The sequence below is a fragment of the Dorea sp. D27 genome, from assembly GCF_001185345.1.
Classification (GTDB): Bacteria; Bacillota; Clostridia; order Lachnospirales; family Lachnospiraceae; genus Extibacter.
On the sequence record NZ_KQ236745.1, the window covers coordinates 226822 to 238006 of the forward strand.

The window sequence follows — 11185 nt, forward strand, 5'->3', positions numbered from 1 at the left end:
TATGGAAATTGATGGAAAGGAATGTATGATGCAGAACAAATCAGATGAGAAACAATATATCAAGATACGAGGTGCCAATGAGCACAACTTGAAAAATATCGATTTGGATATCCCCAGGAACGAGCTCGTTGTCCTGACTGGCCTTAGTGGTTCGGGGAAATCTTCGCTGGCGTTTGACACGATATATGCGGAAGGGCAGAGGCGGTATATGGAGTCTCTGTCTTCTTATGCGAGGCAGTTCCTTGGACAGATGGAGAAGCCGGATGTAGAGAGCATCGAGGGTCTTTCTCCGGCGATTTCTATAGACCAGAAGTCTACGAACCGCAATCCGAGATCTACGGTCGGCACGGTGACGGAGATCTATGATTATTTCAGGCTGCTGTACGCGCGGGTAGGGACGCCCCACTGTCCGCAGTGCGGGAAGGAAATCAGGAAGCAGACGGTAGACCAGATGGTAGACCAGATTCTGGAACTTCCTTCCGGTACGAAGATCCAGCTTCTGGCTCCGGTTGTCAGAGGGAGAAAAGGCAGACATGAGAAGCTTCTGGAGCGGGCGAAAAGAAGCGGCTATGTCCGCGTGCGTATTGACGGCAGCCTGTATGAACTGTCGGAAGATATCATCCTGGATAAGAATATCAAACATAATATAGAGATTATTGTAGACCGTCTTGTTGTTAAGGATGGTATCGAGAAGCGGCTGACAGACTCTGTGGAGAGTGTACTTGCGCTTGCGGAGGGGCTTCTCGTCGTGGACGTAATCGGTGGGGAGCCGATGAACTTCAGCCAGAGCTTCTCCTGTCCGGACTGCGGTATCAGCATTGATGAAATCGAGCCCCGAAGCTTCTCGTTCAACAATCCTTTCGGAGCCTGCCCGGAATGCCTCGGACTTGGATATAAGATGGAGTTTGACGAGGACCTGATGATTCCGGACAAGAATCTGAGCATAGCGGAAGGAGCGATTGCGGTTATGGGATGGCAGTCGTGCACGGACAGAGGAAGCTTCACGAGAGCAATACTTGATGCTTTGGCAGATGCATACAAATTCTCGTTGGAAACGCCCTTTAAAAAATATCCGAAGAGAGTACATGACGTCCTTATATACGGCACCGGTGGAAAAGAGGTCAAGGTGCATTACAAAGGACAGCGGGGCGAAGGTGTATACGATGTGGCCTTTGAGGGGCTGATTAAGAATGTGGAGCGCCGCTACAGGGAGACGGGTTCCGAATCATCCAAGGCGGAATACGAGACTTTCATGCGCATCACCCCGTGCCATGAGTGCGGCGGACAGCGCCTGAAGCCAGGTGCGCTCGCTGTTACGATAGGGGGCAGGAACATCGCGGAAGTGACCGCCCTTTCTATAGGAAGGCTTCAGAAATTTTTAGACAGGCTGAAACTGAATCATCAGCAGATACTTATCGGCGGACAGATACTAAAAGAGATAAAAGCGAGAATCAAATTCCTCATGGATGTAGGGCTGGATTACCTGACCTTGTCCAGAGCGACAGGATCCCTGTCAGGCGGGGAAGCTCAGCGGATCCGTCTGGCGACCCAGATTGGTTCCGGCCTTGTCGGCGTGGCTTATATACTCGATGAACCGAGCATTGGACTTCACCAGAGGGATAATGACAAGCTGCTGCATACGCTGAAGCATCTGAGAGATCTTGGAAATTCTGTCATCGTGGTCGAGCATGATGAGGACACGATGCGTGAGGCAGACAATATCGTGGATATCGGACCGGGCGCCGGGGAACACGGCGGTGCTGTCGTGGCCCAGGGAACGGCTGAAGAGATTATGAAGAAGGAAGATTCCATCACCGGTGCCTATCTGAGCGGCAGACTGGCAATTCCTGTCCCGGACAGAAGATCCAAGCCTTCAGGATGGCTGAAAATCAAAGGCGCCAGGGAGAATAACCTGAAGAATATTGATGTTAAGATTCCGCTTGGAATCATGACATGCGTGACCGGGGTGTCCGGTTCCGGAAAGAGCTCTCTCATCAATGAGATTCTGTATAAGCGGCTGGCGAGGGATTTGAACCGTGCCAGGACCATTCCCGGAAGGCACAAAGATATCGAAGGCATAGACCAGCTTGACAAAGTAATAGATATCGACCAGTCACCGATAGGCAGGACGCCCCGCTCGAACCCTGCCACTTACACAGGAGTGTTTGACCTGATACGGGATTTATTTGCAGCCACTCCGGATGCAAAGGCCAAAGGTTATAAAAAAGGAAGGTTCAGCTTTAATGTAAAAGGAGGCCGCTGCGAAGCGTGCAGCGGTGACGGTATCATCAAGATTGAGATGCATTTTCTTCCGGATGTATATGTTCCCTGCGAAGTGTGCGGAGGTAAACGCTATAACAGAGAGACATTGGATGTGAAGTATAAAGGTAAGAGCATATACGACGTGCTGGACATGACAGTGGAAGAAGCACTGGAATTCTTTGAGAACGTACCTAGCATACGCAGAAAGATGGAAACGCTATATGACGTCGGACTCTCTTATATCCGCCTCGGCCAGCCGTCTACGCAGCTGTCCGGCGGAGAGGCGCAGCGTATCAAGCTTGCGACGGAACTCAGCAAGCGAAGCACGGGCAAGACGGTATATATCCTGGATGAGCCGACGACAGGTCTCCATTTTGCAGACGTGCATAAGCTGACGGAGATTCTGAGACGTCTCGCATCTGACGGCAATACGGTCATCGTAATCGAACATAATCTGGATGTGATTAAGACAGCGGACTATATCATTGATATCGGACCTGAAGGCGGAGACAAGGGAGGGACGGTAATCGCCGAAGGCACGCCGGAGGAGATTGCGGCAAATCCAGTCTCATATACAGGGAAATATATCGACGCGATGCTTCACAAGAAAAATGCCGATTGATTAAGTTAGGGCGCAGCAGCCCGCTTCTCCTGCTGATTTACTGACAATGGATGAATAAATTTCTCCCGATAGTTGCATATTATTAGAAAAACGCCTGCAGTTCCTGGATTTACACATTGATTCACAAATAATTAAGGAAAAAGGGGGTTTCCATTTTTTGAAAATTTGATTATAATGATACATGCACGTATCCAGGATTATCCAGTTACGTGCTGTGGATGATAAACAAATGATAATCATATAGATAGCATAATGAAAGGGGAAGAAGAATGTCAGTAGATATTGGAATCGATTTAGGGACTGCCAGTATCCTCGTATATGTGAAGGGCAAGGGCGTAATACTGAAGGAACCATCTGTCGTTGCATTTGACAGGGATACGAACGCGATTAAGGCGATAGGAGAAGAGGCGCGGCTGATGCTCGGCAGGACACCGGGCAATATAGTGGCTATCAGGCCGCTCAGACAGGGCGTTATCTCTGATTACACGGTGACAGAGAAGATGATTAAGTATTTTGTCCAGAAGGCGATGGGAAAACGTACGTTCAAAAAGCCGCGTATCAGCATCTGCGTGCCGAGCGGCGTGACGGAAGTAGAGAAGAAAGCGGTAGAAGAAGCAACCTACGCGGCAGGCGCAAGGGAAGTAAACCTTATAGAAGAACCGGTAGCAGCGGCAATCGGTGCGGGTATCGATATATCCAAGCCGTGTGGGAACATGATTGTGGATATCGGCGGCGGAACTGCTGATATTGCTGTGATTTCTCTTGGCGGGACGGTAGTGAACACTTCTATTAAGATAGCGGGGGATGACTTCGACGAAGCGATCGTCCGGTATATGCGCAAGAAGCATAATCTGTTGATTGGAGAGCGCACGGCTGAGGATATAAAGATTAAGATTGGAACGACCTACCCTTTGATTGAGGACGAGGCGATAGAAGTCAGAGGGAGGAATCTGGTCACCGGGCTTCCGAAGACGGTAACGGTTACTTCTTCTGAGACAGAAGAGGCGCTCAGGGAGACTACGGGACAGATTGTGGAAGCAGTCATAGGCGTCCTGGAGCGGACTCCGCCTGAACTGTCTGCCGACATTCTGGACCGGGGCATCGTACTGACAGGGGGCGGAGCCATGCTGCGCGGCCTGGAAGAGCTTATCGAGGAGAAGACAGGAATCAACACGATGACAGCGGAAGATCCGATGAAGGTGGTCGCAATCGGGACAGGCCAGTTTGTCGAATTTATGAGTGGGCGAAAAGATATTTGATGGAAACGATAAAAGGATATGTAGAACACATCGTGTACCGGAACGAAGACAACGGCTACACGGTATTTAACCTGAACAATGATGACGGGGAACTGACGTGCGTCGGCAACTTCCTATTTATCGAGGAAGGGGAGCTTTTGAACCTCAGCGGCGATTACACGACGCATAAGCTGTACGGCATGCAGTTTGCTGTAGAATCATCGGAAGCGTGCGAGCCGGAAGACCTCGTATCGATAGAGCGTTATCTCGGGTCGGGCGCAGTAAAGGGGCTTGGAGCGTCGCTGGCTGGACGTATTGTGAGACGGTTCAAGGAAGATACGTTCCGCATCATAGAAGAAGAGCCGGAACGGCTTGCTGAAGTCAAAGGGATCAGCGAGCGCAAGGCAAGGGAAATTGCGCTTCAGGTGGAGGAAAAGAAGGACATGCGCCAGGCTATGATATTCCTTCAGAAGTATGGGATATCCACAGCCCTGGCCGCAAAGATATACCAGCATTACGGACAGAACGTATACAGGGTAATAGAAGAGAACCCATACCAGATTGCGGACCATGTATCCGGGGTGGGCTTTAAAACCGCTGATGAGATTGCGGCTAAGGTTGGAATTCATACAGACTCCGACTACCGCATACGCAGCGGTATTTTCTATACCCTTCTCCAGAGTATCAATGAAGGGCATATCTATCTGCTCCAGGAAGTCCTTCTGTACCGCTCGGGGCGGTTGCTCGGCGTAGAGATACAGCATGTAGAGAAGTATCTCATGAATCTGGCTATGGAGAAGAAGATTGTCATGAAGGATGCCGTGGATGGCGTGCGCGTATATGCGTCGCACTACTATTATATGGAGCTGAACGTTGCGAAAATGCTGCATGACCTGAATATTGCCTTTGATATGGCAGAGAGCGCCTTAAGGCACAGGCTTCATGCCATTGAAGAGAATACGCGGCTTCCGCTCGATGATATGCAGCGGAATGCGGTCATGGAAGCAGCCGGACACGGTATCACCGTGCTGACCGGCGGACCAGGAACCGGTAAGACCACGACCATCAACGCGATGATACATTTCTTTGAAAGTGAAGGAATGGACATCTTCCTGGCCGCACCGACAGGGAGGGCGGCCAAGCGTATGACAGAGGCCACAGGATATGAGGCGCAGACGATACATCGTCTTCTGGAGGTGAACGGGAACCCGGAAGAAGAAGGAAGGACAGGTTTCTTGCGGAATGCGGAGAATCCTCTGGAAGCGGACGTGGTCATTATTGACGAGATGTCCATGGTGGATCTGCCGCTCATGGCGGCACTGCTGGATGCTGTCAGCCCGGGGACCCGTCTTGTGCTCGTGGGAGACAGAAACCAGCTGCCATCTGTAGGGCCGGGAAGCGTACTGAAGGATATCATCGACGCACAGTGCTTTCCAGTCGTAATGCTCACGAAAATCTTCCGCCAGGCGGGTGAAAGCGACATCGTAGTCAATGCACATAAGATCAACAGGGGGGAAGAGGTCGTGCTCGACAACAAGAGCCGGGATTTCTTCTTTTTGAAAAGGCAGGATGCTAATGTAATCATCAGCGTTCTCATACAGCTCATACAGAAGAAGCTGCCGAAATATGTAGCTGCAGAACCTTATGATATCCAGGTGCTCACTCCGATGCGGAAAGGTCTGCTTGGAGTGGAACGTCTGAACCGGATTCTACAGGAATACTTAAATCCCCCGTCAGAGTCCAAAAAGGAAAAGGAATACGGAGACCGGATATTCCGCACCGGAGACAAGGTGATGCAGATTAAGAACAATTACCAGCTTGAATGGGAAGTGTCCACAAAATATGGAATGACAATAGATAAAGGGCTTGGGATATTCAACGGTGACATGGGTATCATTAAGGATATCAATACATATGAAGAAACGATATCGGTAGAATACGATGAACACAGAGTGGTTAAGTATCCATATAGCTTATTAGACGAGCTGGAACTTGCATATGCTATTACTATACACAAGTCTCAAGGGAGCGAGTACCCGGCAGTAGTGATACCGCTTCTGCAGGGACCGAGACAGCTGTATCACAGGAACCTCCTGTATACGGCGGTGACAAGGGCGAGACAGTGTGTAACGCTCGTGGGGAGTGACACGGTATTCAAGGAAATGATTCAGAACACGAATGAGCAGAACCGGAATACGAGTCTTGCGGAACGAATCCAGGAATTAAAATGAGAGATGTTAAAGCTCTGTCGCTATTATGGCCGGACACCTGCCCTTTCTGCGGAAAGGTGCGGAGGGGCGGCGCCTGCCCGGCCTGCCTCACTATAGTGAAGCGGCTGGAAGTGAGAGAACCAAGATGCATGCAGTGCGGCAAACCTGTCCGGCGGACAGAAGAGGAATATTGCCGTGACTGTTCGCATACATATCATCATTATGACAGGGGGAGAAGCATATGGCTGCATAAACCACCTGTCAGCAATTCAATCTATCGGTTTAAATACCAGAATCAGAGAAATTATGGAAGCTACTATGCCAATAAAATAGCAGAACACTGCGGTATATTTATAAGAGCATGTAATCCGTATCTAATTGTTCCCATTCCGTTACATCCAGGCAGAAGACGCAAGAGAGGGTACAACCAGGCAGAAGTGCTGGCTGACTGTCTCGGGAAGCTGCTGGATATACGCGTGGACAGCAAAGGGCTGGCCAGGATACGCAGCTCCAGTCCGCAGAAGATGCTTGGTAACAGAGAGAGGAAGCAGAATATGCAGGGAGTATTCGCGGTCACGGACAGATTCGTACCAGTGCCGTCCGTTCTCCTCGTCGATGATATCTATACGACCGGAAATACGATAGATGCGGCTGCCGAAATACTGAAAAAGTCCGGCGTCCAAAATGTCTATTTTTTGACTATAAGTATTGGACAAGGATACTGATATTTGTTATACTAAAAATGATGTTTAATTATATGTGACAGGAATTTGAGGTGGATTATGTTAGATGAGCGGAGAGTAAAACTAATGACTCAGCTTGCCTTCTATGAACAGACGCAGGGGAAGCAGGATTTTAAGATAAGTGAATATTATAGAAAAGATTATGCAGGGATGCATACAATCTGCTCCGTCATATGGGTTACGGTCGGTTATGTGTGCGCGCTCGCACTTGTATTTCTGGCCGGCATGGAAAGCCTGATGGCCAAGATGTCCAACGGTCTGATACTTACGCTTGGCGTGGCCGTGATTATAGGCTATATCGTACTGGTCATCGTATATGCGGTCATAACGAGCCATGTTTATAATTTAAAGCATAAGAAAGCAAGACAGCGTGTTAAGAAGTATAATCATAATCTGACGAGACTGCTTAAGATGTATGAAAAGGAGAATAAGTAAATGGAAAGTTTATTCGTACTTCGGGGACGGCTGCAGGAACTGTATGCCAGGAATTCTAAGATTATAGATAAGGCAATCCAGTTCGTGCTTGCACTTGTAACATTTTATCTGATCAATCATAACATAGGATTTATGAAGATGGCAGCGTCACCGGCCGCAACGGTCGCGCTGGCGGTCATATGTACGTTTCTCCCTATGGTCATGATAGTCATTGCCGCAACGGTACTTATACTGGCACATACCTTTTCCGTTTCTCTTGCAACGCTTGCAGTGACAGCGATCGTATTTCTCGTCATGTATATCTTCTATTTCCGCCTGACGCCTAAGATGACGCTGATCGTACTGCTCACGCCGATTGCGTTCGCCTTTAAGATTCCATATGTAATCCCGGTAGCTTTCGGCCTGGTAAGCGCCCCGGTATCACTCGTGGCGGTCGCGTGCGGTACGGTCGTATATTATATGCTCAAATATGTAAAGAGTACTGCGGCTGTCATAGAGGGCAGTGGGGGCAAGGGACTCATGACACAGATCAGCGCATATGCCAAACAGGTATTTCAGAGCAAAGAGATGTGGATAGTGATTGTAGCATTTATCATCTGTTTCTTTGTCGTATATACGCTGCGCAGACAGTCCATGGATCATGCCTGGAAGATTGCTGTCGTGGCAGGAGCCGTGGCGGACGTAGTCGTCATAGCGGCAGGAGATATCGCTCTTGGAGTACATACTTCATATGGAACTCTGATAGTGGGAAGCATCGCTGCGGTCATAATCGGACTCGTACTGGAATTTTTCTTCTTTTCGGTAGATTATGCCAGAAGTGAGAACCTGCAGTATGAGGATGACGAATACTATTATTTCGTGAAAGCGATTCCGAAGATATCTGTCGCTACGCCGGAAAAGACGGTAAAGCGCATCAATGAGCGTCAGGAGACAGAGATCATAGATACGGAAGAAGTGAGAAGAAAGGCAAGACGTTCCGGTGGAGCCGTGCCCAAAAAGGCGCCTTCCGGCAAAGATTCATCCAGAAAAGCGCAGGTGGCAGGCGGGAAAAAACCTGCTCCAAGGAAAGGGCCTTCTGCTAAGAGCCGAGTGATAGGCAATACAGAACAGATTCTGCTGACACAGAGCATGAAAAAAGATTTGAATCTGGATAAAGAATAATACGGTGGGGAAGTATTGATAATTAAGAAGGAGGTGACAAGATGGAACAGCGGATTACACAGATGATGGAACGCTATCTGAGTATCGTAGACGTTTATTTTCCTGAGATACATCTGACGGATATCATCGAAGTAATGATTCTGACGTTTCTGATTTATCAGATAATGATATGGATTAAGAATACGAAAGCGTGGATGCTTCTGAAAGGAATCATCGTGCTTGCTGTTTTTATTCTTGTTGCAGCTATATTTAAGATGCACACGATTCTGTTTGTGGCAAGAAATTCGGTTACGGTTATGGCAACGGCAGCTATCGTCGTATTCCAGCCAGAGCTGCGCCGGGCGCTTGAGAAGCTGGGAGAGCGGAAATTTCTTACATCCGTCGTACCTTTCGAGACGAACCGGGAGAGAGTAAGGTTCAGCGAAGAGACGATGGACAGCATGATTGATGCGGCTTTCAGCATGGGTGCCGTCAAAACAGGAGCGTTGATAGTTGTTGAGCAGGCCATCCGCCTGACAGAATATGAAAGTACCGGCATCCGTCTGGACTGTATCGTGTCCAGGCAGGTGCTCATTAATATATTTGAACATAATACGCCTCTGCATGACGGGGCTATCATCGTCCGGGGAGACCGGATCGTCTCCGCCACATGCTATCTGCCGCTATCCGACAATATGGGTCTCAGCAAAGACCTGGGAACAAGGCACCGGGCGGCAGTGGGGATGAGCGAGGTCAGCGACGCGCTGGTGATAGCGGTTTCCGAGGAAACCGGGGCAGTATCCGTGGCGTCCGGGGGACAGCTGTATCGGAATATCAGCCGCGAGGAGCTGAAGGATAAGCTTACCGCTATCCAGAACAAAAAGACAGATACGAACAAATTAATAGCAATGTGGAAAGGAAGGCACAGCCATGAAGAGAAGACTGATGAATAATATTGGTCTTAAGATATTAGCCTTCTTTGCGGCACTGCTATTGTGGCTCATAGTGGTTAATATCGACAATCCGGTTATTGACAAGACATTTTCCAATATACCGGTAACCGTGACCAATGAGGAAGTACTGACGGCGGATCCTAAGAATCCGCAGACCTATCAGATTGTAGACGGAACCCAGACGGTGAGCGTCACCGTGGTTGGAAAGAGGAAGCTGCTGAATGAGATAAAAGCGGAGGATATCCTAGCTACAGCTGATATGAAGGAATTGACATTAAAGACCCAGATTCCTATAGATATTACGGTAAATGGATACGAGGGCCGCTACAGCAGCGCCTATGCCACGCCGAGAAATCTGCAGGTAAAGCTTGAGAAGGAACAGGGCAAGAAATTCCCGATTACCCCGATGACGACCGGCACTGTAAGAGACGGCTACGTGCTCGGAGAGATAGCGTCAGATCCCGAGTCCGTATTTATAAGAGGGCCGGAATCTGTCATCAGTAAAATAAGCAGAGTGGCGGCGGAAGTAGACGTATCGGGTATGTCATCAGACGCGGTGCTGAAGTCTCAGCTGACGCTGTATGATGAAGACAACAACGAGATAGACCAGTCGCTGCTTACGAATAACCTGGGCAGCAAGGGAGTGGGAGTCAGCATACAGCTGCTGCACACGAAGAAGGTCGGGCTGGAGTTCGACACGTCGAGGATATCTGCAGCAGACGGCTACTCATACTCTGAGATTACTTATGAACCGCAGGAAATACAGATATCAGGGGAGGCGGACGCGCTGGAAGAGATTACAAGCATCCAGATTCCGGCGGATGCGCTGGAGGTGTCTGATATAAAAGAAAAGACAGAAAAGATAGTCGACATCACCCCATATCTTCCGAAAGATATTAACCTGGCGGACGAAAATTCAGGTACGGTGGTCGTATCCATCAGCGTGGAAAAGAACGGGACAAAATCTTTTGAGCTGCCGCTCGGTTCCATAACAGTCAACAATCTGCCGGAAAATCTGAAGCTGACATACGGAATGGCTGAGAATATAGAGATACAGATACGCGGACCGAGAGAAATCCTGGATGAGCTGGAAGCAGGTGTGGATGTCACTGCGAGCATAGACCTGAAGACCTATAAAGAAGCAGGAACATATGAGGTACCAGTCAATATACAATATCCGGCCAGCTGTTCGCTTGAGCAGAGTATCAAGGTGAAAGTTGTACTGGAGGATAAGGAATAGGAGGATATTATGGTTAGTCAGAAGGTAAAGATTACCAACCCAACAGGACTGCATCTGAGGCCGGCAGGAATATTCTGCAACGAGGCTCTAAAGTATGAATGCAGAGTGATGTTCCAGATAAGAAACACGACGGCAAATGCAAAGAGCATCCTGAGCATCCTCGGGGCATGTGTCAAAGAGGGGGATGAGATTGAGCTTATATGCGATGGAGAAGGGGAAGAGGAAGCGCTCAAAGCTATGACGGCAATCGTCGAACGCGGGCTTGAGGATTAATTCGGGGTGGTAAAGTGGACGCCGGGCAGAAGCCGGATGACATCTGCTCTGATGTGTCCGAGGCTCCGG

General features: G+C 49.1%; 9 protein-coding genes. All 9 read left to right on the forward strand.

Annotated elements, in window-relative coordinates; translation table 11 throughout:
- Position 1 precedes the first annotated feature (1 nt).
- The 9 genes from uvrA to HMPREF0980_RS12340 all read left to right on the forward strand — a co-directional run bounded on the left by uvrA (position 2) and on the right by HMPREF0980_RS12340 (position 11116).
- Positions 2-2884: an excinuclease ABC subunit UvrA gene (gene uvrA / locus HMPREF0980_RS12300; RefSeq protein ID WP_330375909.1), complete on the forward strand. Its 2883-nt coding sequence runs from the start codon at positions 2-4 to the stop codon at positions 2882-2884.
- 269 nt (positions 2885-3153) lie between these two features.
- Entirely contained in the window at positions 3154-4143 is a 990-nt protein-coding gene (locus tag HMPREF0980_RS12305; protein ID WP_049729390.1) for a rod shape-determining protein, read from the forward strand.
- Complete coding sequence (recD2, locus tag HMPREF0980_RS12310; RefSeq protein WP_049729391.1) at positions 4143-6353, forward strand: SF1B family DNA helicase RecD2; 2211 nt, start codon at positions 4143-4145, stop codon at positions 6351-6353. Before HMPREF0980_RS12305 ends, recD2 begins: the two co-directional genes overlap by 1 nt.
- Positions 6350-7057 carry a ComF family protein gene (locus HMPREF0980_RS12315; RefSeq protein ID WP_049729392.1) on the forward strand — a complete coding sequence of 236 codons (708 nt, stop codon included), beginning with the start codon at positions 6350-6352 and terminating at the stop codon, positions 7055-7057. The genes recD2 and HMPREF0980_RS12315 overlap by 4 nt, the downstream gene beginning before the upstream one ends.
- Before the next feature lie 57 nt (positions 7058-7114).
- The gene (locus HMPREF0980_RS12320; RefSeq protein ID WP_049729393.1) at positions 7115-7510 is read left to right on the forward strand and encodes a hypothetical protein; all 396 of its coding nucleotides are present in this window, start codon (positions 7115-7117) and stop codon (positions 7508-7510) included.
- A complete protein-coding gene (locus HMPREF0980_RS12325; protein ID WP_049729394.1) occupies positions 7511-8671 on the forward strand; it encodes a hypothetical protein in 1161 nt (386 codons plus the stop codon). It abuts the gene before it with no gap.
- Between the two features lie 41 nt (positions 8672-8712).
- Entirely contained in the window at positions 8713-9603 is an 891-nt protein-coding gene (gene cdaA, locus HMPREF0980_RS12330) for a diadenylate cyclase CdaA (RefSeq protein ID WP_049729395.1), read from the forward strand.
- Positions 9581-10843, forward strand: a complete 1263-nt coding sequence (locus HMPREF0980_RS12335) for a CdaR family protein (RefSeq protein ID WP_049729396.1) — start codon at positions 9581-9583, stop codon at positions 10841-10843. The genes cdaA and HMPREF0980_RS12335 overlap by 23 nt, the downstream gene beginning before the upstream one ends.
- Positions 10844-10852: 9 nt before the next feature.
- Entirely contained in the window at positions 10853-11116 is a 264-nt protein-coding gene (locus HMPREF0980_RS12340; RefSeq protein ID WP_049729397.1) for an HPr family phosphocarrier protein, read from the forward strand.
- The last annotated feature ends 69 nt before the right edge of the window (positions 11117-11185 follow it).